Origin of the sequence: Blastococcus sp. TF02A-26, assembly GCF_003319125.1 — a bacterium.
Lineage (GTDB): Bacteria > Actinomycetota > Actinomycetes > Mycobacteriales > Geodermatophilaceae > Trujillonella.
Map to the genome: position 1 here is coordinate 36,729 of NZ_QOHG01000016.1, position 21,646 is coordinate 58,374.

Genomic DNA, 21,646 nt, shown 5'->3' on the forward strand with positions numbered 1-21,646 from the left:
CTGGTCGCCCGCCGGTACCGACGTGCCGGCCGGGGCACCGTCCACCGCGGCAGCGGAGGCCGAGGCCTCACGCGACGTGGGGGCTCCCGGCACGGGGACGTTCGGGGAGGAGTCGGGCAAGAACCCTCGACCCTGCCTTCCTGCTGAGGCGGTGCGGACCCGTCGAGGGTACCCGCCGCAGGGCTCGGGGAACCCGGGTTTCGGCGAACGGGTCAGCGGCCCCGGTACGTGGCCTTGCCGGGCCCGTCGGTGAGGAAGGACGCGACGGCGCCGCGCAGGTCGTCGGAGCCGAAGAGCGGGCCGGAGACCTGCGGGGTAATCGCGTCGGCCGCCCGGACGCCGTCGCGCGCCGCGGTCCCGACCAACCGCTTCGTCGCCGCGTGCGCGACGGTCGGGCCGGCCGCGACCCGTGCGGCGTACTCCCGCGCCGCCTCGGCGAACCCCTCGTCGGGCAGCACGCGGTTGACCACGTTCCAGCGCTCGAGGACGGCGGCCGGGTAGCGCTCGCCGGTGAAGATCAGCTCCTTGGCCCGCGCCGGACCGGCCCGCTCGGCCAGCCGCTGCGGTCCGCCCATCGACGGGGTCAGGCCGACGACGATCTCGACCAGCCCGAACGAGGCGCGCTCGGCAGCCAGGAGGACGTCGCAGGCCAGCGCCAGCTCGAAGGCGGCGGTCAGGGTGAGGCCGTGGGCGGCGAAGACCGTCGGCACGGGCAGGTCCTCGAGCGTCTGGCTCATCCGCAGCAGCCGGGACCACAGCGCCGTCCCCTGGCCGACGGGGTCCGGGCCCTCGGCGATCGCCTGGAACGCGTGCACGTCGACGCCACCGGAGACGACCTTGCCGCGCGCCTCGAGCAGGACCGCGCGCGCCCGGTCCGGGCGGCCGGGCTCGGTGAGCGCGACCAGGTCGGCCACCGCCCCCTCGAAGCCGGCGAAGACGGACTCGTCGAACAGGTTCAGCGGCGGGGCGTCCAGGACGACGACGGCGACGTCGCCGTCCCGCTCGACCCGGACGGGGCTCTCGGTCACCCGCCCACCCTGACAGGCGGGTCAGCCGGGCGGCCAGCCGAGGTCGCGGCCCCCGAGGACGTGGACGTGGAGGTGGTGCACCGTCTGGCCCGCGGCCGGTCCGGTGTTGGCCACCAGCCGGTAGCCCGGCTCGGGACCGTCGGCGGTCGCCAGGCCCTCCTGGACGGCGACGGCGTGCGCGGCCGCGACCACCTCGGCGAGCAGCTGCGGGTCCGCGCCGACGAGCGCCCCGGCGGTGGCGTGGTGGTCCTTCGGGATGACCAGCACGTGCGTCGGGGCCTGCGGGTTGATGTCGCGGAACGCCAGCGTGCGGTCGGTCTCGGAGACGACGTCGGCGGGGATCTCGCCGGCGACCATGCGGCAGAACAGGCAGTCGGTCACAGCTGCCGACCCTAGAGGCGCCGGGCGGCCGGTGCGGGGCTCCCCCAGGATGGTCGGCGACCCGTCCGGCGTCCCAGGAGGAGCCCACCGTGCCCGTCCACCAGCCCCGCACGACGACGTAGTGAGCCGTCGCAGCGCTCTCCGGTCGGGGAGCCCCGTCGTCCCGTCCGCTCTCCCCCCGCTCCCCCGGCGCGGCTTCCTCTCCGCCACCGGTCTCGCCCTCGCCGCCGCGGCCACCGGCTGCGGCCGTTCCTCCCCCGTCTCCGATCCGGGGTCCGGCGCCGACCCCGGACGCCTGCGGATCAGCGCGATCCCCGACCAGGACCCCGAGGTGCTGCAACGGCTCTACGGCACCGTCGCGACGTCGATGGCCGAGGCGCTGGACCTCGAGGTGACCTACGAGCCGGTGACCGACTACGCCGCCGCCGTCTCGCTCTTCCGCCGCGGTGACCTCGACCTCGTGTGGTTCGGCGGGCTCACCGGCGTGCAGGCCCGGCTGCAGACCCCGGGCGCCGAGCCGGTCGCCCAGCGCAGCATCGACGCCGACTTCCACTCGGTGTTCGTCGTGAACTCCTCGACCGGCCTGGCACCGTCGGACGACCTGCGCCCGCTGGCCGGCCTGCGCTTCACCTACGGCAGCGAGACCTCGACGTCGGGCCGGCTCATGCCCGCCTACTACCTGCGCGAGCAGGGGGTCGACCCGGAGGGCTTCCCCGGCGGTCCCGGGTTCTCCGGCTCGCACGACGCCACGCTGCAGCTGGTCGCCTCGGGCAGCTACCAGGCCGGCGTCCTCAACGAGCAGGTCTGGCTCGCCCGGACCGCGGCAGGAGAGGTCGACGCGGCGGTCGTGGAGTACGCGCGCAGCCCCGCCTACAACGACTACCACTGGCTGCTGCACCCCGACGCCGCCGACCGGCTCGGCGACGACCTGGGCGACCGGCTGCTGGAGTACTTCGTCGGGCTGTCCGAACAGCCCGAGGTCCTCGAGCTGTTCGGCGCCGACGCCTTCGTCGCGACCGAGGCGGCGAACTACGACCGCATCGAGGAGATCGGCCGCGACCTGGGGCTGATCAGCTGACCGCCGTCCTGCGGCTGTCGGGGACCGGTGTCGAGTACGGCGGGGTACCGGCGCTGACCGGGGCCGACCTCACGGTCGGCGCCGGGGAGCGCGTCGCCGTCATCGGGGCCTCCGGCGCCGGCAAGTCGACCCTGCTGGCGCTCGCCAACGGCACGGTGGCACCGACGTCGGGGACCGTGGAGGTCCTCGGCAGCGATCCGGCCGCGCTGTGCGGCGCGGACCTGCGTCGACTGCGCGCCCGGGTGGGCACGGTGCACCAGCACCTGGAGCTGCCCGGGCAGCTGCGCGTGGTGCACAACGTGACCGCCGGGCGGCTGGCGTCGTGGTCGGCGGCGCGGGCGGCCTGGTCGCTGGTGCGGCCGCAGGCGGTACCGGAGGCGACGGCCGCGCTGGAGCGCGTCGGCCTGGCCGAGCGGGTGTTCGAGCGCACCGACCGGCTCTCCGGCGGCCAGCGGCAGCGGGTGGCGGTGGCGCGGGTGCTGCTCCAGCACCCCGACCTGGTGCTCGCCGACGAGCCGGCCTCCGCGCTGGACCCGGTGCTGGCCGACCGCGTCCTGGCGCTGCTGGGCGAGGTCGCCGTCCGCGGCGGGGCACTCGTCGCCTCGCTGCACGACCCGGTGCTGGCGCTGCGGCACTGCGACCGGGTCGTCGGGCTGGCGGCCGGCCGCATCGTGCTGGACGCGCCGGCGACGACACTGACGCCGGCCGACCTCGCCGCGTTCTACGGGGCGCCCGCGTGAGCGCGGTCCTGGAGCAGCGGGCTCCGGCCGCACCCCGGCTGCGCCGCGACCGCCGCCGCTGGGCGTGGGGGCTGGCCGCGGCCGCGCTCGTCGTCTGGTCGCTGGCCGGGCTCATGACGGGGCCGGTGCTCAACCCGCCGGGGGTGGGTGCCCTCGGCCGGTTCGCCGGCGCCGCCCTCTCCCCCGAGCTCGACGGCGCCTTCCTGTCGGTGCTGGGCACCGCTGCGCTGGTCACCGTCGCCTACGCCGCGCTGGGCGCGGCCATCGCGGTGGCGCTGGGCGCGGCTGGCGCCGTGCTGGTCTCGGGGACGACGTGGGGCCGGAGGCGCTGGGGCTGGACGGCGGCCCGCGCCGCGCTCGCGGTGCCCCGGGGGCTGCACGAGGCGGTGTGGGGACTGCTGCTGCTCAACGTCCTCGGCCTCGACCCGTGGGTGGGCGTGCTGGCCATCGGCATCCCCTACGGCGCGGTCACCGCCAAGGTGTTCGCCGACCTGCTCGACGAGGTGCCGCGCGGTCCGTACGAGGCGCTGCTCGCCGCCGGGGCCGGCCGGGTGGGTGCGGCGCTGTACGGGCTGGTGCCGCAGGCGGCCGGGGGGCTGGCGTCCTACGCCTTCTACCGTCTGGAGTGCGCGGTGCGCTCCGCCGTCGTCCTCGGGCTGATCGGCGCGGGCGGCCTGGGATACCAGCTGTCGCTGTCGTTCGCGTCCCTGCGCTGGGAGCAGGTCTGGACGGCGGTCTACGCCCTCGCGCTCCTCTGCCTCTCGGCCGACGTGGCCGGCCGGGCGGTGCGCCGGCGCCTGGCCGGCCCGCGGACCGGGAGCGGGACCCGCGGCGGCGGCCTCCGGCGGGACCGGGTGCTGACCGGCGCCGTGCTCCTGTCGGCGGCGGCCGTGGCCTGGTCGTGGTGGTACCTGGCCCTCTCCCCCGCCACGCTGGTGTCGGCGCGCACCGGCGACGAGCTGGCGTACGTGCTCGGCGCCGCCTGGCCACCGGACACCTCCGGCGCTCTCCTGGCCGACGTGGCCGGCGCTGCCGTCGACACCCTGGAGATGTCGGTGCTGGCGATCGCGCTGGCGACGGCGGGCGCGGTGCTCCTGGCGGGGGTCGCGGCCCGCCCGGCCGGTCCGGCCGCTCCGGCTCGGCGCCTGGCCGGGACCCTGGTCCGGGTCGTCCTGCTCCTGCTGCGCGCGGTGCCGCCGCCGGTGTGGGCCCTGGTCGTGCTGTTCGTGCTGCTGCCCGGCGTCCTCCCGGGCGCGGTCGCGCTCGGCGTCTACACGCTGGGCGTGCTCGGCCGGCTGGCCGCCGAGGCGACCGAGGAAGCCGATCCGCGGCCGCGGGCGGCGCTGCTCGCGATGGGCGCCCGGCCCGCCGGAGCGTGGCTGCTCGGCGTGCTGCCCCAGGCGGCCGGACCGGTGCTCGCGTTCGCGCTCTACCGGTGGGAGGTCGTCGTCCGGGACACGGTGATGGTGGGCCTGCTCGGGGCGGGCGGGCTCGGGGCGCTCCTGGCCTCGCGGACCGCCACCTTCGACTGGCCGGCGGTGACGACGGTGCTGGCCGCGACCGTCCTGCTCACCTTCGCCGTCGACGTGGTCAGCGACCGCGCGCGGCGGGCACTGCGCTGAGCGCGCTCAGCGCCAGCGGGTGCGCAGCGAGAGAGCGGCCAGGGCCGCGGCGCCCGCCGTCGAGGTCCGCAGCACCTCCGGGCCCAGCCGCACCGGCTCCGCACCGGCCGCGCGGAAGGCGAGCACCTCCCCGTCGGTGAGCCCGCCCTCGGGGCCGACGACGATCGCGACGGTCCCCTCGGGAGGGACGTCGACGTCGGAGATCCGCGCGCGGGCCTGCTCGTGCAGCACGACGGCGAGGTCGACGTCGGCCAGCTCGCCGCACACCTCGCGGGTGCTGGCGAGGTCGGCGACCTCGGGCACGCGGGGACGGCGGGACTGCTTGCTCGCCGCGTGCGCGGCCGCGCGCCACTTGGCCACGCCCTTCGCCACCCGGTCGTCGCGCCAGCGGGTCACGCAACGCGACGCCGCCCACGGGACGATCCGGTCGACGCCCAGCTCGGTGGCGAGCTCGACGGCCAGCGGACCGCGGTCGCCCTTGGGCAGAGCCTGCACCAGCACCAGGCGCGGCTCGGCCGGCGGCACCTCGAGCCGGACCTCGACGCGCACGAGCAGCCCCTGCGGCCCGGTGCCGGTGACCTCGCCCTCGGCGACCGTGCCGCGACCGTCGCCCACCCGGACCCGCTCGCCGGGGGCCAGCCGCAGCACGTCGACCGCGTGCCGGCCCTCCTGGCCGCCGACCAGCAGCTCGGGGCCCTCGGGCAGCTCGTCCAGCAGGAACAGCGGGGCTCCGTCGAGCTCCGGCATCCGGGTCTCGGTCATGACCTCACTTCAACACGTCCCGCAACCGCGAGAACAGCCCACCCTGCCCTTCCGGGGCAGCTCCGGGCCGGTCCTCGCCGCGCAGCGTGGCCAGCTCGCGGAGCAGCTTCTCCTGCTCGGCGTCCAGCCGGGTCGGCGTCTCCACCTCGACGTGGACCATGAGGTTCCCGCGACCGGTGGCCCGCAGCCGGGGAGCGCCGCGGCCGCGGAGGGTGAGCACCGTGCCCGACTGCGTGCCGGGGCGGATGTCGACGTCCTCCTCGCCGTCCAGCGTGGTCAGCGACAGCGTCGTGCCCAGCGCCGCGGCGGTCATCGGCAGCGTGACCCGGCAGTGCAGGTCCTCGCCGTCGCGGGTGAAGACGGCGTGCGGGCGCTCGTTGATCTCGACGTAGAGGTCACCGGCCGGCCCGCCGCCGGGGCCCACCTCGCCGTGGCCGGTGAGCCGGATCCGCATGCCGTCCTCGACACCGGCCGGCACCTTGACCGAGATCGTGCGCCGCGAGCGCACCCGACCGTCGCCGCCGCAGGTCGCGCACGGCTCGGGGATCACCTGGCCGGTGCCCTCGCAGGTGGGGCAGACCCGGCTCGAGACGACCTGCCCGAGGAACGAGCGCTGCACGCTCTGCACCTCGCCGCGGCCGGCGCAGGTGCTGCAGGTCGCCGGCTGCGTGCCGGGCGCGGTCCCGGCGCCGGTGCAGGTGTCGCAGAGCACCGCCGTGTCGACGGTGATCTCCTTCGTCGTCCCGAACACCGTCTCGTCGAGGTCGAGGTCCAGGCGGATCAGCGCATCGGCACCGGCGCGGGTCCGGCTGCGTGGGCCGCGCTGGCCCATCCCCCCGCCGAAGAAGGCGTCCATGATGTCGCCCAGCCCACCGAAGCCGGCGTTGCCGAAGGGGCTGCCGCCGCCTCCGCCGCCGGTCTCGAACGGGTCGCCGCCGAGGTCCACGATGCGGCGCTTCTCGGGGTCGGTCAGCGCCTGGTACGCCTTGCTGACCTCCTGGAAGCGCTCCTTGGCCTCGGGGTCGGGGTTGACGTCCGGGTGCAGGTCGCGGGCGAGCCGGCGGTAGGCCTTCTTGATGTCGTTGTCGGACGCGCCGCGGGCCAGCCCGAGGACGCCGTAGTAGTCGGTTGCCATGAAGGGGTCTCAGCCTCAGCTCTCGGCCAGCAACTGGCCGACGTAGCGGGCCACGGCGCGGACCGCGGCCATGTTCGTTGGGTAGTCCATGCGGGTGGGACCGACGATGCCCAGACCGCCGAGGGCCCGGTCGGGCGACCCGTACCCCACGGACACGACGGAGGCACCCGTCAGCGCCTCGTGGGCGTTCTCCTCGCCGATCCGGACGACGACGGTGCCGTCGGTGTCCACCTCGCTGATCAGCTTCAGCACCACGACCTGCTCCTCGAGCGCCTCGAGGATCGGCCGCACCGTGCCGGGCAGGTCGAGGGCCGTGCGGGTCAGGTTCGCCGTCCCGCCGACGACGAGACGGTCCTCCCCCGGCTCGACCAGGGTCTCGATGAGCGCGGCGCTGACCGCGGCGACGAGCGCCCGCAGGTGCGGTGGCGCGGTCTCGACCAGCTCCGGCACCTTGCCGCCCGCGTCGGCCAGCTTCGCGCCGGTGAAGGCGGAGTTGAGCAGCGTCCGCAGCTTGGCCACGGAGTCGGCGTCGACGTCGACCGGGCACTCGACGACGCGCTGCTCGACCCGGCCGGTGTCGGTGATGAGCACCAGCAGCAGCCGGGAGCCGGCGACCTGGACGACCTCCAGGTGCCGGACGGCGCTGCGCGACAGCGTCGGGTACTGGACGACGGCGACCTGGCGGGTCAGCTGGGCCAGCAGCCGGACGCTGCGGCCGAGGACGTCGTGCAGGTCGACGGCGCCGTCGAGGAACTTCTCGATGGCCTTGCGCTCGGCGGCCGACAGCGGCTTGACCGCCGACAGCCGGTCGACGAACAGCCGGTAGCCCTTGTCGGTGGGCACCCGCCCGGCGCTGGTGTGCGGCTGGGCGATGTAGCCCTGCTCCTCGAGCACGGCCATGTCGTTGCGGATGGTGGCCGGTGAGACGCCGAGGTCGTGCCGCTCGGCGAGGGCCTTGCTGCCCACCGGGTCGTTGGTGGAGACGTAGTCCTGGACGATCGCCCGCAGGACCTGCAGGCGCCGTTCGTCGTGCGCCACGGTGACACCTCCCCGTACCGGTCGACGCGCCGCGCGAGGGGGACAGCGCCCTCGCCGGATCGCTCCGTCGCACCGCCGGGAGGGCTGGCACTCGCACGGACGGAGTGCCAGCCCAGCATACGCGACGGACCCCGTCCTCCTCGTCGCTCGCGGCGCCGCGCGAGCCGCCGGACGGGGCCGTCGGCGGCGACCGCCGCGGACCACCGGCGACTCCGGCCGATAGGCTGGCCGACGGTCGCGGCAGGCGCGGGGCGGGTCGGACGGAGGTCGGTTCCCTGATCTTCAAAGCGGTGCGCGAGGGCCGCCCCTACCCCGAGCACAACATGTCGACCAAGGACTGGGCGATGATCCCGCCGCGGCAGATCCGGCTGGACACCCTGGTCACCACCAAGCGCGAGCTCGCCCTGGACGCGCTGCTCGCCGACGACTCGACGTTCTACGGTGACCTGTTCCCGCACGCGGTCCTGTGGCACGGGGAGATGTACCTGGAGGACGGCCTGCACCGGGCGCTGCGGGCGGCGCTGCAGCAGCGCACCGTCATCCACGTCCGGGTGCTGGACCTCGACGCGCTGATGCCGGCCGAGCCGGCCCGGTAGTCCCCCGGGCCGGCCGGCCGATCGCTCACTCGAGGGTCTTCAGGGTGCCGCCTGCGTCGACGGCGATGAACTGCCCCGTGACGTAGCGCGAGGCGTCCGAGGCCAGGAACAGGACCATCTCGCTGATGTCCTCGGGCTCGATCCAGGGCACCGGCATCTGCTGCAGGGTCATGAACGCCGGGGTGGCGTCCTCCTTGGTCGGGTTCTCCAGGTCCGGGCGGAAGAGCTTGTAGAGGTCGTCGTTCTGCAGCAGGTTGGTGTTGCAGTTCGTCGGGTGCACGCCGTTGACCCGGATCATCTCGTTGGCGACGGCGGCGGCGGTCGTCTGGACGAAGGGCACGAGCGAGCGCTTCGCCAGCGTGTAGGCGCTGCCGGACCCCAGCCCGCCCTTGAGCAGAGCCGCCAGCGAGCCGGTGACGATGATCGACCCGCCGCGCGGCAGGTGCGGCAGCCCGGCCATGACCGTGTTGATGACGCCGACGAGGTTGACGTTGAGCACGTCGATGTAGTGCTGGCGCGTCTGCTCGGTCGCGTACGCGGCGATCCCCGCGTTGGCGCAGATGACGTCCACGTGGCCGAGTTCGGCGATGCCGGTCTCGAAGGCGGCCTTGAGGGCGTTCGGGTCGCGCACGTCGGCGACGACCTTGACCGCCCGGCGGTCGAGGGCCTCGACGGACTTGACCGTCTGGTCGAGCTCCTCCTCGGTGCCCATCGGGTAGCCGACCGTGTCGTAGTCCTGGCAGAGGTCGACGGCGATGATGTCCGCGCCCTCCTGCGCCAGGCGGATCGCGTGGCTGCGTCCCTGCCCGTGCGCGGCCCCGGTGATGAACGCGACCTTGCCCTCGACCCGTCCCGCCATGGTGCGGTCCTCCCTGCTGCTGGGAGCGGGGACCTGCCCCGCCGGACGGCCGCGCCGTCCTGTGACGCAGCTAACCCTCCCGGCGGGTGGTCGTCCAGAACCGCGTTTCAGTCGGTCAGTTCTCTCACCAGGGCGTCGGCGAGCAGGCGGCCGCGGTCGGTGAGGACGGCCCGACCCGACTCGTGCGCGGCGGGGTCGAGCAGACCGCGCACCACGGCGTCCGCGGCGCGCAGCCGGCCGGCGGCCGAGAGCCGGGTCAGCGGCAACCCGTCGCGCAGCCGCAGGCCGAGCATCACGGCCTCGAGCGCGCGGTCGTCGTCGTCGAGGAACTCGGACCCGGCGGCCGGGCTCTCCCCCGCGGCGATCCGGGCCGCGTGGGCGGCCGGGTGCTTGACGTTCCACCAGCGCAGCCCGCCGACGTGGCTGTGCGCGCCGGGGCCGATCCCCCACCAGTTGGCGTTGGCCCAGTACAGCTCGTTGTGCCGGCAGCGCGCGGCCCGATCCGTCGCCCAGTTGGAGACCTCGTACCACTCGAGCCCGGCCCGCCGCAGCGTCGCGTCGGCCTGCTCGTACCGGTCGGCGAGGACGTCGTCGTCGGGCATCGGCAGCTCGCCGCGGGCGATCCGCCGGGCGAGCCGGGTGCCCTCCTCGACGATGAGCGCGTAGGCGCTGACGTGGTCGACCGGCGCCGAGAGGACGACGTCGAGCGACGTGGCCCAGTCGGCCTCGGTCTCCCCCGGCGCGCCGTAGATCAGGTCCAGGTTCACGTGCTCGAAGCCCGCCGCCCGAGCCTCGTGCGCCGCCTCGGCCGCCCGCCCGGGGGTGTGCCGGCGGTCCAGCACCGTCAGCACGTGCTCGGCCGCGGACTGCATGCCGAGGCTGATCCGGGTGAAGCCGCCCTCGCGCAGACGGGCCAGCGACTGCGGGGTGACCGACTCGGGGTTGGCCTCGGTGGTCACCTCGACGTCGTCGGCCACCGGGAACAGCTCGCGGACGGCGGCGAGGACGGCGACCAGGTCCTCGGCCGGCAGCAGGGTGGGGGTGCCGCCGCCGACGAAGACGGTGGAGACCTCCGGCCGGTCGGGGCCCAGCACCACGGCGGCGCGGCGCAGCTCGGCGACGACCGTGCCCGCGTACTCGGCGCGGTTGGCGCCCGGGCCTAGCTCGTCGGAGGTGTAGGTGTTGAAGTCGCAGTAGCCGCAGCGGGTGGCGCAGAACGGCACGTGGACGTAGAGCCCGAACGGCGTGGTCGCCAGCCCCTCGCGGGCCGGCCCGGGCAGCACGAAGGGGGCGGCCGGCGGAGCGGGCAGCAGGGGCAGGGCGGTGTCCATCTGCTCCCAGTGTGCCGCGCGCGCGGCCGGTGACCGGCAGGATCGGGGCTGTGACCTCCGACCGTGTGCTGCAGGTGACCGTCGAGCGGGGCGTGGCCCGGCTGACCCTGGACTCCCCCGCCAACCGCAACGCGCTGTCCCGGGCGATGCGCGCGCAGCTGCGGGAGGCGATCGACACCGCGCTCGCCGACGACGCCGTCCGGGTGCTCGTGCTGGACCACACCGGCCGGGTCTTCTGCTCCGGCATGGACCTCTCGGAGGCCGCCGGCAGCGGGGCGGAGGACCAGGGCATCCGCGAGTTCCCCGACCTGCTCACCACGCTGTGGGAGTCGCCCAAGCCGGTCCTGGGGGTGGTCCGCGGGCCGGCGCGGGCGGGAGGCGTCGGGCTGCTGGCCACGTGCGACGTGGTGGTCGCCGGGTCGTCGGCGACGTTCGCCTTCAGCGAGGTGCGGCTGGGCATCGTGCCCGCGGTGATCTCGGCCGTCGTCCTCCCCCGGATGCTCGCCCAGCCGGCGCACCGGCTGATGCTGACCGGCGAGGTCTTCGGCGCCGACGTCGCCGCAGCGAGCGGGCTGGTCGACCTCGCGGTGGCCGACGAGGAGGTCGACGCGACGGTGCGGGCCCAGGTCGACGCCCTGGCTGCGGGCGCCCCGGCGGCGCTGGCGGAGACGAAGCGGCTGCTGCGTTCGGGCGGCCTGCGTGGCTCCTTCGACGAGCTGCAGGAGCTGTCGGCCCGGTACTTCGCGAGCGAGGAGGGCCAGGAGGGCATCGCGGCCTTCCGGGAGAAGCGCCCCGCCCGCTGGGTGCCCTGAGGAGCGCCGAGGCGCCGGCCCGGACACCTGTCCCGAGCACGCTCGTGCTCTGCCCCGTATGCGGGGCAGAGCCCGAGCGAGCCGGGGAGGACTACCGGAGCCGGCGGGTGGCGTCGGGCAGCCGCTCGGTCACGCCGCGGGCGTCGAGCCACTCCATCAGCGGGACGGCGACCCGCCGGCTGGTCCCCCACGCCGTGCGGGCCTGGCTGAGGGTGAAGGGCGCGGGGATGCGGGCCAGCCGGTCGCGGGCGTCGTCCTCCACACCGGGCGCGAGCACGACACCGTCGGCGATCCGCTCCAGCTGACCGGCGCGCACCGCGGCGGCGAGCTCGCGCGTACCGAGGCCCGCGGCGGCCAACTGCTCGGCATCCGGCGCGGCGAAGGGGTCCTCCGCCAGCCGGGCGCGGATCGCGTCGACCGCCCGCTGCACGGCGGGAGGCAGCCCGGCGGAGGCCGCGGTGACCCGCCCGTCGCGCAGGGACAGGGGCGGCCGGACGGCGGCGCGGACCAGCTCGTCGTCGGGCAGGTCCAGCTCCCGCCGGACCACGGCGACCGGCGGGCCGGCCTCCAGCGGGTGCGCCGCGCGGTGCGCCGCCACCACCGCGGGCAGCGCGGCCGCCAGCTCGTCGAGCAGGCCCGGCGCGAGCAGCCACGGCCCGACCCGCTCCGCGCCCGGCGGCACCGGCCAGCCCATCGCCGCGAAGTCGGCCGCGCGGACGACGCGGCGCCGTGCCAGGTCGACCGCCGCCCCCGCCGGTCCCGCGGGTTGCACGGCCAGCTCGGTGGCCCGCTGCCGTGCCGACCCCCGCCGGCGCAGCTCGGGGGGCGCGACGTCGCGCACATCGGCGCCGAGCACCCGCCGGGCGCCGGGGTCGCGCAGCAGCAGCCGGTCCCCCACCCGCAGCGGCAGCGACGCCGACAGCCGCAGCCGCACCGCCGTCCCCTCCAGCGGCCGCACCCGGGCGGCCAGGGCCGCCGACCCGACGTGCACCACCAGCTCGGCCGGCAGCCGGTCCTCCGGCTCGGTCGCGAGGGAGACGTCGACGACCTCGGTGGACCGGAACGCGCCGGGGGTGAGCAGCGCGTCGCCTCGCGCCAGTTCCTCGACCGCGATCCCGCGCAGGTTGAGCGCGACCCGCGCGGTGGCCCGGGCGCGCTCCACCGGCTCCCCCAGAGAGTGCACGCCGCGCACCCGGACCTCGCGGTCGCCCAGCAGTAGCCGGTCTCCGGCGGAGACGGCGCCGGCCGCGAGCGTCCCGGTCACGACGGTCCCGGCGCCGGCGATGGGGAAGGCCCGGTCGATCCACAGCCGCACCGGCGCGTCCCGGTCGGGGGCCGGCAGCGCGGCCAGCAGCGCCTCCAGGGCCGCGGCGACCTCCGGCACGCCGGTGCCGGTCAGCGCGCTGACGGCCACGCCGGGCACGGACCCCATCGAGGTCGCGGCCAGCCGGGCCGTGACGTCGGCGAGCACCGGCGCGGGATCGGCGACGTCGGCCTTGGTGACCGCCAGCAGCGCGTGCCGGACCCCCAGCGCGTCGAGGACGGCGACGTGCTCGGCGGTCTGCGCGGACCACCCGTCGTCGGCGGCGACCACCACCAGGGCGGCGGGCACCGAGCCCACCCCGGCCAGCATGTTGCCCACGAAGCGCTCGTGCCCCGGCACGTCGACCACCGCGAGGCGGCGGCCGGACGGCAGCGTCGTCCAGGCGAAGCCCAGGTCGATGGTCAGCCCGCGGCGGCGTTCCTCCTCCCAGCGGTCGGGCTCCATGCCGGTGAGAGCTCGGACCAGGGTCGACTTGCCGTGGTCGACGTGCCCGGCGGTGGCGATGACGTCCATCCGCGTCATCCGGCGACCGCCGCCAGCACCGCGGTCGCCAGCGCCTCGTCGTCCTCCGGGAGGACGCTGCGCAGGTCGAGCAGGGTGCGGCCGGCCTCCACGTACCCGACCACCGGCGGCGACCCGGCCCGCAGCCGCGCGGCGTGCTCCTCCGGCAGCGACACCGCGGCACTGGCGAGCGGGTGCTCCGGCGCTCCTCCCCCGCCGACGCGGGCGGCGCTGTCCACCGCGGCGGCGTCGACCCCCGCGGCGACGAGCCGCGCGGCGAGGGTGGCCGCCCGTGCGCGGAGCTCGGCGACGTCGGCGACGAGCATCCGGCGGACCGGCGGCAGCGGGCCGCGCAGGGTGGCCTCCAGCGCGGCGAGGGTCGTCTTGTCGACCCGCAGGGCCCGGTAGAGCGCGTGCCGGCGCAGTCGCTGCACCAGGTCGGCCCGGCCGAGCACCAGCCCGGCCTGCGGACCGCCGAGCAGCTTGTCCCCGCTGGCGAGGACGAGGTCGGCGCCGTCGGCCAGGGTCGTCTGCAGGTCCGGCTCCCCCGGCAGCGCGGAGTGCGGTCCCGGCAGGCCGGAGCCGATGTCCGCGACCAGGGGCACTCCGGTGCCGGCGAGCGCCGCGGCGAGGCCCCCGACGGGGACCTCGCGGGTGAACCCGCGGACGACGAAGTTCGACGGGTGCACCTTGAGCACCGCGCCGGTGTCGGGCCCCAGGGCGCGGGTGTAGTCCTCGACGGTCACCCGGTTCGTCGTCCCCACCTCGCGCAGGCGCGCACCGGTGGACTCCAGCAGCTCCGGGATCCGGAAGCCGTCGCCGATCTCGACCAGTTCGCCCCGGGCGATGACCAGCTCCCGCCCCTGGCCGAGGGCGGTCGCCACGAGCGCGAGCGCGGCGGCGCAGTTGTTCACCACGATCGCGGCCTCCGCGGCGGGGACGGCGGCGCGGAGGGCCGCGAGTGCGGCCTCGCCCCGGGGACCACGCCGCCCGGTGCCGAGGTCCAGCTCGACGTCGGTGGTGCCGGCGGCCGCCGCGACGGCGGCGACCGCGGCCACCGACAGCGGTGCGCGGCCGAGGTTGGTGTGCACCAGGACGCCGGTCGCGTTGAGCACCGGCCGCAGGGCGGCGGCGGTCGCGGGCAGCTCGGCCAGGACGGCGGGGACGGCGTCGACCGGCGGCAGCGCACCTGCCCGGATGCGCTCCTGCACGGTGCGTATCGCGTCCTTCACCAGGAGGCGGCCCAGCCGCTCGACGGCGGGCACGATCTGCCCGTCGGCGAGCAGCGTGTCGGTGCGCGGCACCTGCCGCCGCGGGTCGGTGCTCATCGACTGCGGAGCGTAGGCGCCGGGCCGGGCGGCGGCCCGGCGCGGGACGGTTGGCGGAGGCGGACGGGAATCGAACCCGCCTGACCGAGGTGCTCGGCCACGTCGGCTTTAGAGGCCGCGGGGGCCACCAGGCGCCCTGACGCCTCCGTCGACCACAGTACTTGCCAACACCGTTCTCGGCGTGTCGCCCGGCGTGTCGCAGGTAAACCGCCCGCCACTCCGCGTCGCGCGAGGAAAACCGTCGGTGCCCGGTGTCAGCATCGCCGATGTGAGCAGACGCACTGAGCCACGCCACACCGCGACGCTGGCGCCGGTCGCGCTGGCCCCCGAGGAGGCCGCGGCGGTCGCCGTCGCCCTGGCCGCGCAGCCCGACGGCCCCTACGCCGACGCCGGCCGGGCCGCCCTCGAGAAGGTGCTCGCCGTCCTCGAGCCCGATCCGCAGCGGCGCGGACAACTGCTCGCCACCAGCCTCTGGGTGAGCGCCGAGGCCGGGCACTCCGCCGATCTGCGCGCCTCCGCCGAGCAGGCGGTGACCCGGCGCCGGGTCGTCGTCCTCGCCTACCGGGACGGGAAGGGCCGGGCCACCCGCCGGGTGGTCGAGCCGCAGCTGCTCACCCGCAGCAGCGACCACTGGTACCTGGTCGCCTGGTGCCGCGAGCGGCAGGGCCCGCGGTGGTTCCGGGACGACCGGATCGAGACGATCGAGGTGACCGAGGAGGCCGCGCCGCGGCGCGACCCCGGCCTCTTCGGCGCCCCCTCCACCACGCACCCCGCCGGCCGTGCGCTGGGCCGCGGCGCCGCGGCGCGCATCCCGGCCGGTCGCGTCCCGGTCGAGCAGGCCCAGCAGCCTCGGCTCACCGTCCTGCAGGGCGGCCGCGAGGGCTGAGCGCGCCTACATTCGGGCCGTGACCAGCGCCCCCGCCCGGATCCGCCTGACCCAGTACGCGCACGGTGGCGGATGCGCCTGCAAGATCCCGCCCGGTGAGCTGGAGCAGGTGGTCGCCGGGCTGACCGCGACCGAGCCCGCGTCCCCTGCCGCCGAGCTGGTGGTCGGGCTCGACGACGGCGACGACGCAGCGGTCGTCCGCATCGCCGACGGCCAGGGCATCGTGCTCACCACCGACTTCTTCACCCCTGTCGTCGACGACGCGTACACCTTCGGCCGGATCGCCGCGGCCAACGCGCTGTCCGACGTCTACGCCATGGGCGGCACCCCGGTCGTCGCGGTGAACCTGCTCGGCTGGCCCCGCGACGTGCTGCCGGCCGACCTGGCCGCCGAGGTGCTGCGCGGCGGGCTCGAGGTGGCGCAGGAGGCCGGCTGCCACGTGGGCGGCGGGCACTCGATCGACGACCCCGAGCCGAAGTACGGCATGGCGGTCACCGGCGTGGTCGACGTGGACCGGCTGATCACCAACGCGGGCGCCGTCGCCGGGACGCCGCTGTCGCTCACCAAGCCGCTCGGCGTGGGTGTGCTCAACAGCCGGATGAAGGCCACCGGCGAGGTCTCCGAGGAGGCCGTCGCCTCGATGACCGCGCTCAACCGGGACGCCGGCCGGGCCGCGGTCGCCGCCGGCATCCGCGCCGGCACCGACGTCACCGGCTTCGGCCTGCTCGGCCACCTCTACAAGATGGCCCGGGCCAGCGGGGTCACCGCCGTGGTCGACGCCGCCGCCGTCCCGTACCTGACCGGCGCCCGGGAGGCGCTGGCCGGCGGGTTCGTCTCCGGCGGCACCCGGCGCAACCTCGACTGGGTCCGCCCGCACACCGACCTCTCCGCCGTCTCCGAGGACGAGGCGCTGCTGCTCGCCGACGCCCAAACCTCTGGCGGCCTGCTGCTCGGGGGCGAGGTGCCGGGAGCACCGGTGATCGGCGAGTTCGTCCCGCGCGGGGAGTACGCGGTGGTCATCCGCTGAGGTGGCCGGGCCCGGCCTCGGCTAGGTTCCGAGGCCATGCTGGCTGCCTTCGTCTCGTCCCCGTCCCCCGAGGACCCGCTCTCCGTCCTGGAGATCGGCGACCGCCCCGAGCCCGAGGCCCGCGAGGGCTGGACGACGGTGCAGGTCAAGGCCGTCTCGCTGAACCACCACGACCTCTTCAGCCTGCGCGGCATCGGCCTGCCCCAGGAGCGGATGCCGATGATCCTCGGCACCGACGCGGCTGGTCTCGACGAGGACGGCAACGAGGTGGTCGTGCACGGCGTCGTCGTCGGCACGCCCGGGTGGACCGGCGACGAGACGCTCGACCCCAAGCGCACACTCTTCTCCGAGCTCCACCAGGGCACGATGGCCGAGCGGGTCGTCGTCCCGAAGCGCAACGTGCTGCCCAAGCCCGCCGAGCTCTCCTACGCCGAGGCCGCCTGCCTGCCGACCGCGTGGCTCACGGCCTACCGGATGCTGTTCGTGCGGTCCGGGCTCCGGCCGGGGCAGACGATCCTGGTCCAGGGCGCGAGCGGCGGCGTCGCCACGGCGCTGGTCGTGCTCGGCAAGGCCGCCGGGTACCGGGTCTGGGTGACCGGCCGCAGCGAGGAGAAGCGCGCCGCGGCGCTGGCGCTGGGCGCGGACCAGGCGTTCGAGTCCAACGCCCGGCTGCCCGAGCGGGTGGACGGCGTCATGGAGACCGTCGGTGAGGCGACCTGGTCGCACAGCGTCAAGTCGCTCAAGCCCGGCGGCGTCATCGTGACCTCCGGCGCGACGACCGGCTTCAACCCGGGAGCGGAGCTGAACCGGGTCTTCTTCACCCAGCTCTCGGTGATCGGCTCGACCATGGGCACCCGCGACGAGCTGGCCGACCTCATCTCGATGTGCCGGGCGACCGGGATCCGCCCGCAGATCGACGTCGAGCTGCCCCTGGCCGACGCCCGCGAGGGCTTCGCCCGCATGCTCGAGGGCCGGACCAACGGGAAGATCGTCTTCACCCTCTGACGCGGGAGGCGGCGCGGTGATCGCACGGATGTGGCGCGGCTGGGTCCGCACCGAGGACCGCGCCGCCTACCTGGACCACGTCGAGGCCACCGGCATGGCGGAGTACCGGCGGACGCCGGGGAACCGGGGCGCGCACATGCTCGCCCGCGACCTCGACGACGGCCGCACCGAGATCGTCACGCTCAGCTTCTGGGACTCCCTCGACGTCGTCCGGGGATTCGCCGGCGAGGACGTGTCGCGGGCGGTCTTCTACCCGGAGGACGACCGCTACCTCGTCGGCCGCGAGGAGACCGTGACCCACCACGACGTCCACGGCGGAGCCTGACCCGGTCCTCACCAGCGGGGCGCCCCACGCCCGGGGTGCCCCGCTGTCCTGCATCCGGGATGTCAACCGCAGTTGACACGACAGGGCGACGCAACTTAGGTTGACAGACATGGCGGACACGGCAGTGGTGGCCACGGCGGCCGCCGACGACGACCCGGCGGTCGGCCTGCGCGCCGTCCGGTCCCTCCGCGTGCTGGTGGAGCGGCTGGAGGTCCTGCAGGTCGAGAACGCGCGCGGCAAGGGCTGGACGTGGGAGCAGATCGCCACCTCGCTCGGCGTGAGCCGGCAGGCGGTCCACAAGAAGCACGCCGGCGGGCGCGGCCCGCTCCGACGGAGGGACTGAGGCATGTTCGAGCGGTTCACCCCGGAGGCACGGGCGACGGTGGTACGGGCCCAGACGGAGGCCCGCGACCTGCGCAGCGAGCGGATCGGCACGGAGCACCTGCTCCTCGCGCTGCTCAGGCAGGGCACCCCGACCGCGGCGGTGCTCGGGCGGCACGGGCTGAGCCCGGAGACGGTCACCGCGGCCGTCACCGGACTGACCGACGACCTCGACGCCGATGCACTCGGCACCCTGGGCATCGATCTGGACGCCGTCCGGGAGCGGGTGGAGTCGGCGTTCGGACCGGGCGCGCTGGACGACCGGCCGTCCGGTCGGCGCCGGGGCGGGCACATCCCGTTCAGCCCGCGGGCGAAGAAGGTCCTCGAGCTGTCGCTGCGGGAGACGATCGCGATGAGGCAGCGCACCATCACCGACGGCCACATCGCCCTGAGCCTGATCCGCGAGGGCCAGGGCCTGGCGATGCGCGTGGTCGCCGACCGCGGGATCGACGGCCGGCAGCTGGCCGGGGAGATCCGGGTCGCGCTGCTGAGCTGAGGGCTCAGGCGGAGCGGGCGAGCCGGGCCTCGATGCGGGCGGCGATCCTCGCCCGGGTGCGCTGCGGGAGGGCCGGCAGCGCCGGGGTCAGCTCGGGCAGCCGGTGCTTCTGCGTGGTGTAGGCCCGGAAGGCCGTCTCCACGGTGACGCCGTGGGCCGGCCGCTCGAGCACCTCGACCGCGTCGCCGGCGCCGATCTCGCCGGTCTCGAGCACCCGCAGGTAGGCACCCGGCGCCCCGTGCTGGGTGAACCGCTTGACCAGCTTCGGCACGCCCCAGAAGCGCTCGAAGTTGGCGCACGGGATGCGGCAGTCGGTCACCTCGAGCAGCGCCGTCCCGACCCGCCAGCGCTCCCCCAGCACGGCGTGCGTGAGGTCCAGCCCGGAGGTGCGCAGGTTCTCGCCGAACCGGCCGGGTGGCAGGTCCCGGTCGAGCTCGGCGGCCCACCAGTCGGCGTCCTCCTGGGCGTAGGCGTAGAGCGCCTGGCCCTCGCCGCCGTGGTACCGGCGGTTGACCTGCACGTCGCCGTCCAGACCGAGGGTGCGGACGGCGACCCGGCCGGTCACCGGCTGCTTGTCGATGCCGGTGCGCTGCGGCTTGCGGTCGGGGACGGAGGGGAGGTCCGTGCCCGAGACGCAGACGGCCTCGAGCCGGCCGCTCACTTCTTGGAGGCGGTCGACTCGTTGGTGGAGAGCGCGGCGACGAACGCCTCCTGGGGGACCTCGACGCGGCCGACCATCTTCATCCGCTTCTTGCCCTCCTTCTGCTTCTCCAGCAGCTTCCGCTTGCGCGTGATGTCACCGCCGTAGCACTTGGCGAGGACGTCCTTGCGGATGGCGCGGACGGTCTCGCGGGCGATCACCCGGGAGCCGACGGCGGCCTGGATGGGCACCTCGAACTGCTGGCGCGGGATGAGCTCGCGCAGCTTGCCGGCCATCGCCACGCCGTAGCTGTAGGCCTTGTCCTTGTGCACGATCGCACTGAACGCGTCGACGGCCTCGCCCTGGAGCAGGATGTCCACCTTGACCAGCGCGGACTCCTGCTCGCCGGCCTCCTGGTAGTCCAGGGAGGCGTAGCCGCGGGTGCGCGACTTCAGCGCGTCGAAGAAGTCGAAGATGATCTCGCCGAGCGGCAGCTTGTAGCGCAGTTCGACCCGGGACTCGCTCAGGTAGTCCATGCCGCCGAGCTGACCGCGCCGGCCCTGGCAGAGCTCCATGATCGCGCCGGTGTAGTCGCTGGGCGCGATGATCGTGGCGTTGACGACCGGCTCGTAGACGGCGTCGATCTTGCCCTCGGGCCAGTCGCTCGGGTTGGTCACCGTGATCTCGGAGCGGTCCTCCATGACCACCCGGTAGACCACGTTGGGGGCGGTGGAGATGAGGCTGATGCCGGCCTCGCGCTCCAGCCGCTCCCGGACGATCTCCAGGTGCAGCAGGCCGAGGAAGCCGACGCGGAAGCCGAACCCCAGCGCCGCGGACGTCTCGGGCTCGTAGACCAGCGCGGCGTCGTTGAGCAGCAGCTTGTCCAGCGCCTCACGCAGCAGCGGGTAGTCGCTCCCGTCGATCGGGTACAGGCCGGAGTAGACCATCGGCTTGGGGTCGCTGTAGCCGCCGATCGGCTCGGCCGCCGGCTTGTGCTGCAGGGTGACGGTGTCGCCGACGCGGGACTGGCGGACGTCCTTCACGCCGGTGATGAAGTAGCCGACCTCGCCGACGCCGAGACTGTCGACGGGCTTCGGCTCCGGGGAGATGACCCCGATCTCCAGCAGCTCGTGGGTGGCGCCGGTCGACATCATCTTGATCCGCTCGCGGGCGGAGATCCGGCCGTCGACGACGCGGACGTAGGTGATGACGCCGCGGTAGATGTCGTAGACCGAGTCGAAGATCATGGCGCGGGCCGGGGCCTCCGCCTCGCCCACCGGCGCGGGGATCTGGGCGACGATCGCGTCGAGCAGGTCGGAGACACCCTCGCCGGTCTTGCCGCTGACCTTCAGCACGTCCTCGGGCTCGCAGCCGATGATGTGCGCGATCTCCGCGGCGTACTTCTCCGGCTGGGCCGCCGGCAGGTCGATCTTGTTCAGGACCGGGATGATCGTGAGGTCGTTCTCCAGCGCCAGGTAGAGGTTGGCCAGCGTCTGGGCCTCGATCCCCTGCGCCGCGTCGACCAGCAGCACCGCGCCCTCGCAGGCGGCCAGCGACCGGGACACCTCGTAGGTGAAGTCCACGTGGCCCGGGGTGTCGATCATGTCGAGCACGTACTCGGTGCCGGCACCGTCACCCGTCCGCGGAGTCCACGGCAGGCGCACGTTCTGCGCCTTGATCGTGATGCCGCGCTCGCGCTCGATGTCCATGCGGTCGAGGTACTGGGCCCGCATCTGCCGTGCCTCGATGACCCCGGTGACCTCGAGCATCCGATCGGCCAGCGTCGACTTGCCGTGGTCGATGTGGGCGATGATGCAGAAGTTCCGGATGCGGGCCGGGTCGGTGGCAGCAGGAGTCGTCACAGTGCCGCCATCGTCCCATGCCCGACGGCGGGAGCGAGCGCCTCGTCGCGATCCGGCGATCCCCGCGGCGCCCGGGAGGTGACCGGACGGGTGTGGGCCGGCCACGTCGGCGCTGGTATCTTGGTAGACCGGTCCGTGATCGCAGGGTGTCGACCCCGTGTCCGGACGCACTGACAGACTCCTTCCAGCGAGACACCGAGGCTCACGCGTGGCGAACATCAAGTCCCAGATGAAGCGGATCAAGACCAACGAGAAGGCGCGTCAGCGCAACGTCGCGGTCAAGTCCGCCCTGAAGACGGCGGTCCGTCGCTTCCGTACCGCTGCCGACGCCGGGGACGTGGCCGCGGCCACCGCGGCGCTGACCACCGCCAGCAAGGCGCTGGACAAGGCCGCCAGCAAGGGCGTCATCCACAAGAACCAGGCCGCCAACCGCAAGTCGGGCATGGCCAAGCAGGTCGCCGGCCTCCAGGGCTGACCTCACCGCTCCTC

General features: G+C 75.1%; 23 protein-coding genes and 1 tRNA gene. 12 read left to right on the forward strand and 12 right to left on the reverse strand.

Features of this window, described 5'->3' with window-relative positions; translation table 11 throughout:
- Positions 1 to 212: 212 nt before the first annotated feature.
- Both DQ240_RS17140 and DQ240_RS17145 read right to left on the reverse strand, forming a co-directional pair.
- Positions 213 to 1,028 carry an enoyl-CoA hydratase/isomerase family protein gene (locus tag DQ240_RS17140; protein ID WP_113840839.1) on the reverse strand — a complete coding sequence of 272 codons (816 nt, stop codon included), beginning with the start codon at positions 1,026 to 1,028 and terminating at the stop codon, positions 213 to 215.
- Between the two features lie 21 nt (positions 1,029 to 1,049).
- The gene (locus DQ240_RS17145) at positions 1,050 to 1,409 is read right to left on the reverse strand and encodes a histidine triad nucleotide-binding protein (RefSeq protein WP_233498791.1); all 360 of its coding nucleotides are present in this window, start codon (positions 1,407 to 1,409) and stop codon (positions 1,050 to 1,052) included.
- A 121-nt stretch (positions 1,410 to 1,530) separates the two neighbouring features.
- Between DQ240_RS17145 and DQ240_RS17150 the strand changes: the two genes are divergently transcribed.
- Genes DQ240_RS17150 through DQ240_RS17160 form a run of 3 tightly spaced genes read left to right on the forward strand, consistent with a single transcriptional unit; the run spans position 1,531 to position 4,849 of the window.
- Positions 1,531 to 2,487 carry a putative selenate ABC transporter substrate-binding protein gene (locus DQ240_RS17150; protein WP_233498792.1) on the forward strand — a complete coding sequence of 319 codons (957 nt, stop codon included), beginning with the start codon at positions 1,531 to 1,533 and terminating at the stop codon, positions 2,485 to 2,487.
- Between the two features lie 53 nt (positions 2,488 to 2,540).
- Positions 2,541 to 3,227, forward strand: coding sequence for a phosphonate ABC transporter ATP-binding protein (locus tag DQ240_RS17155; RefSeq protein ID WP_255410912.1), 687 nt, complete (start codon positions 2,541 to 2,543; stop codon positions 3,225 to 3,227).
- Positions 3,224 to 4,849: an ABC transporter permease gene (locus tag DQ240_RS17160; protein WP_113840841.1), complete on the forward strand. Its 1,626-nt coding sequence runs from the start codon at positions 3,224 to 3,226 to the stop codon at positions 4,847 to 4,849. Before DQ240_RS17155 ends, DQ240_RS17160 begins: the two co-directional genes overlap by 4 nt.
- 6 nt (positions 4,850 to 4,855) lie before the next feature.
- Here DQ240_RS17160 and DQ240_RS17165 read toward each other — a convergent pair whose 3' ends face one another.
- The 3 genes from DQ240_RS17165 to hrcA are packed head-to-tail and all read right to left on the reverse strand — an operon-like array spanning position 4,856 to position 7,784.
- Positions 4,856 to 5,611, reverse strand: coding sequence for a 16S rRNA (uracil(1498)-N(3))-methyltransferase (locus tag DQ240_RS17165; protein WP_113840842.1), 756 nt, complete (start codon positions 5,609 to 5,611; stop codon positions 4,856 to 4,858).
- A gap of 4 nt (positions 5,612 to 5,615) precedes the next feature.
- Positions 5,616 to 6,746, reverse strand: a complete 1,131-nt coding sequence (gene dnaJ / locus DQ240_RS17170) for a molecular chaperone DnaJ (RefSeq protein WP_113840843.1) — start codon at positions 6,744 to 6,746, stop codon at positions 5,616 to 5,618.
- A gap of 15 nt (positions 6,747 to 6,761) precedes the next feature.
- Positions 6,762 to 7,784: a heat-inducible transcriptional repressor HrcA gene (gene hrcA, locus DQ240_RS17175; protein WP_113840844.1), complete on the reverse strand. Its 1,023-nt coding sequence runs from the start codon at positions 7,782 to 7,784 to the stop codon at positions 6,762 to 6,764.
- Between the two features lie 275 nt (positions 7,785 to 8,059).
- Here hrcA and DQ240_RS17180 point away from each other — a divergent pair, with 275 nt between their 5' ends.
- Positions 8,060 to 8,380 carry a type II toxin-antitoxin system VapB family antitoxin gene (locus tag DQ240_RS17180; RefSeq protein WP_029429630.1) on the forward strand — a complete coding sequence of 107 codons (321 nt, stop codon included), beginning with the start codon at positions 8,060 to 8,062 and terminating at the stop codon, positions 8,378 to 8,380.
- Positions 8,381 to 8,405: 25 nt separating this feature from the next.
- On the opposite strand, the gene DQ240_RS17185 is transcribed toward DQ240_RS17180, so the two are convergent.
- Positions 8,406 to 9,239 (reverse strand): mycofactocin-coupled SDR family oxidoreductase, encoded by an 834-nt coding sequence (locus DQ240_RS17185; protein WP_113840845.1) that lies wholly within the window; start codon positions 9,237 to 9,239, stop codon positions 8,406 to 8,408.
- A 107-nt stretch (positions 9,240 to 9,346) separates the two neighbouring features.
- On the reverse strand, positions 9,347 to 10,570 hold the full coding sequence (gene hemW / locus DQ240_RS17190; RefSeq protein WP_113840846.1) for a radical SAM family heme chaperone HemW: 1,224 nt from the start codon (positions 10,568 to 10,570) through the stop codon (positions 9,347 to 9,349).
- Between the two features lie 50 nt (positions 10,571 to 10,620).
- Between hemW and DQ240_RS17195 the strand changes: the two genes are divergently transcribed.
- On the forward strand, positions 10,621 to 11,382 hold the full coding sequence (locus tag DQ240_RS17195) for an enoyl-CoA hydratase-related protein (protein WP_113840847.1): 762 nt from the start codon (positions 10,621 to 10,623) through the stop codon (positions 11,380 to 11,382).
- Positions 11,383 to 11,473: 91 nt separating this feature from the next.
- Here the strand turns inward: DQ240_RS17195 and selB are convergent, their stop codons facing one another.
- The 3 genes from selB to DQ240_RS23355 form a co-directional block, all read right to left on the reverse strand.
- The gene (gene selB / locus DQ240_RS17200) at positions 11,474 to 13,228 is read right to left on the reverse strand and encodes a selenocysteine-specific translation elongation factor (RefSeq protein WP_233498793.1); all 1,755 of its coding nucleotides are present in this window, start codon (positions 13,226 to 13,228) and stop codon (positions 11,474 to 11,476) included.
- Positions 13,225 to 14,535 (reverse strand): L-seryl-tRNA(Sec) selenium transferase, encoded by a 1,311-nt coding sequence (gene selA / locus DQ240_RS17205; protein WP_113840849.1) that lies wholly within the window; start codon positions 14,533 to 14,535, stop codon positions 13,225 to 13,227. The genes selB and selA overlap by 4 nt, the downstream gene beginning before the upstream one ends.
- A 51-nt stretch (positions 14,536 to 14,586) precedes the next feature.
- Positions 14,587 to 14,682, reverse strand: a tRNA-OTHER gene (locus tag DQ240_RS23355).
- Between the two features lie 121 nt (positions 14,683 to 14,803).
- On the opposite strand from DQ240_RS23355, the gene DQ240_RS17210 reads away from it, so the two are divergent.
- The 6 genes from DQ240_RS17210 to DQ240_RS17235 all read left to right on the forward strand — a co-directional run bounded on the left by DQ240_RS17210 (position 14,804) and on the right by DQ240_RS17235 (position 18,655).
- On the forward strand, positions 14,804 to 15,421 hold the full coding sequence (locus DQ240_RS17210) for a YafY family protein (RefSeq protein ID WP_113840850.1): 618 nt from the start codon (positions 14,804 to 14,806) through the stop codon (positions 15,419 to 15,421).
- A 19-nt stretch (positions 15,422 to 15,440) separates the two neighbouring features.
- Positions 15,441 to 16,448 carry a selenide, water dikinase SelD gene (gene selD, locus DQ240_RS17215; protein WP_199589370.1) on the forward strand — a complete coding sequence of 336 codons (1,008 nt, stop codon included), beginning with the start codon at positions 15,441 to 15,443 and terminating at the stop codon, positions 16,446 to 16,448.
- A 36-nt stretch (positions 16,449 to 16,484) separates the two neighbouring features.
- Entirely contained in the window at positions 16,485 to 17,453 is a 969-nt protein-coding gene (locus DQ240_RS17220) for a zinc-binding dehydrogenase (RefSeq protein WP_113840851.1), read from the forward strand.
- Between the two features lie 16 nt (positions 17,454 to 17,469).
- Positions 17,470 to 17,778 (forward strand): antibiotic biosynthesis monooxygenase, encoded by a 309-nt coding sequence (locus tag DQ240_RS17225; RefSeq protein ID WP_199589371.1) that lies wholly within the window; start codon positions 17,470 to 17,472, stop codon positions 17,776 to 17,778.
- A gap of 109 nt (positions 17,779 to 17,887) precedes the next feature.
- Positions 17,888 to 18,121 (forward strand): RNA polymerase subunit sigma-70, encoded by a 234-nt coding sequence (locus DQ240_RS17230; RefSeq protein ID WP_113840852.1) that lies wholly within the window; start codon positions 17,888 to 17,890, stop codon positions 18,119 to 18,121.
- A gap of 3 nt (positions 18,122 to 18,124) precedes the next feature.
- On the forward strand, positions 18,125 to 18,655 hold the full coding sequence (locus tag DQ240_RS17235) for a Clp protease N-terminal domain-containing protein (protein WP_113840853.1): 531 nt from the start codon (positions 18,125 to 18,127) through the stop codon (positions 18,653 to 18,655).
- Between the two features lie 4 nt (positions 18,656 to 18,659).
- Here DQ240_RS17235 and DQ240_RS17240 read toward each other — a convergent pair whose 3' ends face one another.
- Together DQ240_RS17240 and lepA are read right to left on the reverse strand one after the other, a co-directional pair.
- Entirely contained in the window at positions 18,660 to 19,316 is a 657-nt protein-coding gene (locus DQ240_RS17240; RefSeq protein ID WP_113840854.1) for an MOSC domain-containing protein, read from the reverse strand.
- Positions 19,313 to 21,157 (reverse strand): translation elongation factor 4, encoded by a 1,845-nt coding sequence (gene lepA, locus DQ240_RS17245; protein WP_113840855.1) that lies wholly within the window; start codon positions 21,155 to 21,157, stop codon positions 19,313 to 19,315. Before lepA ends, DQ240_RS17240 begins: the two co-directional genes overlap by 4 nt.
- A gap of 208 nt (positions 21,158 to 21,365) precedes the next feature.
- Between lepA and rpsT the strand changes: the two genes are divergently transcribed.
- On the forward strand, positions 21,366 to 21,632 hold the full coding sequence (rpsT, locus tag DQ240_RS17250; protein ID WP_113840856.1) for a 30S ribosomal protein S20: 267 nt from the start codon (positions 21,366 to 21,368) through the stop codon (positions 21,630 to 21,632).
- Positions 21,633 to 21,646: the final 14 nt, after the last annotated feature.

What these genes read in the sequence shown, in the direction of transcription:
- hemW (WP_113840846.1), bottom strand. Translation starts at nt 10,570, where the DNA reads ATGGACACCGCCCTGCCCCTGCTGCCCGCTCCGCCGGCCGCCCCCTTC.
- DQ240_RS17235 (WP_113840853.1), top strand. Translation starts at nt 18,125, where the DNA reads ATGTTCGAGCGGTTCACCCCGGAGGCACGGGCGACGGTGGTACGGGCC.
- dnaJ (WP_113840843.1), bottom strand. Translation starts at nt 6,746, where the DNA reads ATGGCAACCGACTACTACGGCGTCCTCGGGCTGGCCCGCGGCGCGTCC.
- DQ240_RS17220 (WP_113840851.1), top strand. Translation starts at nt 16,485, where the DNA reads ATGCTGGCTGCCTTCGTCTCGTCCCCGTCCCCCGAGGACCCGCTCTCC.
- selA (WP_113840849.1), bottom strand. Translation starts at nt 14,535, where the DNA reads ATGAGCACCGACCCGCGGCGGCAGGTGCCGCGCACCGACACGCTGCTC.
- DQ240_RS17185 (WP_113840845.1), bottom strand. Translation starts at nt 9,239, where the DNA reads ATGGCGGGACGGGTCGAGGGCAAGGTCGCGTTCATCACCGGGGCCGCG.
- DQ240_RS17230 (WP_113840852.1), top strand. Translation starts at nt 17,888, where the DNA reads ATGGCGGACACGGCAGTGGTGGCCACGGCGGCCGCCGACGACGACCCG.
- selB (WP_233498793.1), bottom strand. Translation starts at nt 13,228, where the DNA reads ATGACGCGGATGGACGTCATCGCCACCGCCGGGCACGTCGACCACGGC.
- DQ240_RS17165 (WP_113840842.1), bottom strand. Translation starts at nt 5,611, where the DNA reads ATGACCGAGACCCGGATGCCGGAGCTCGACGGAGCCCCGCTGTTCCTG.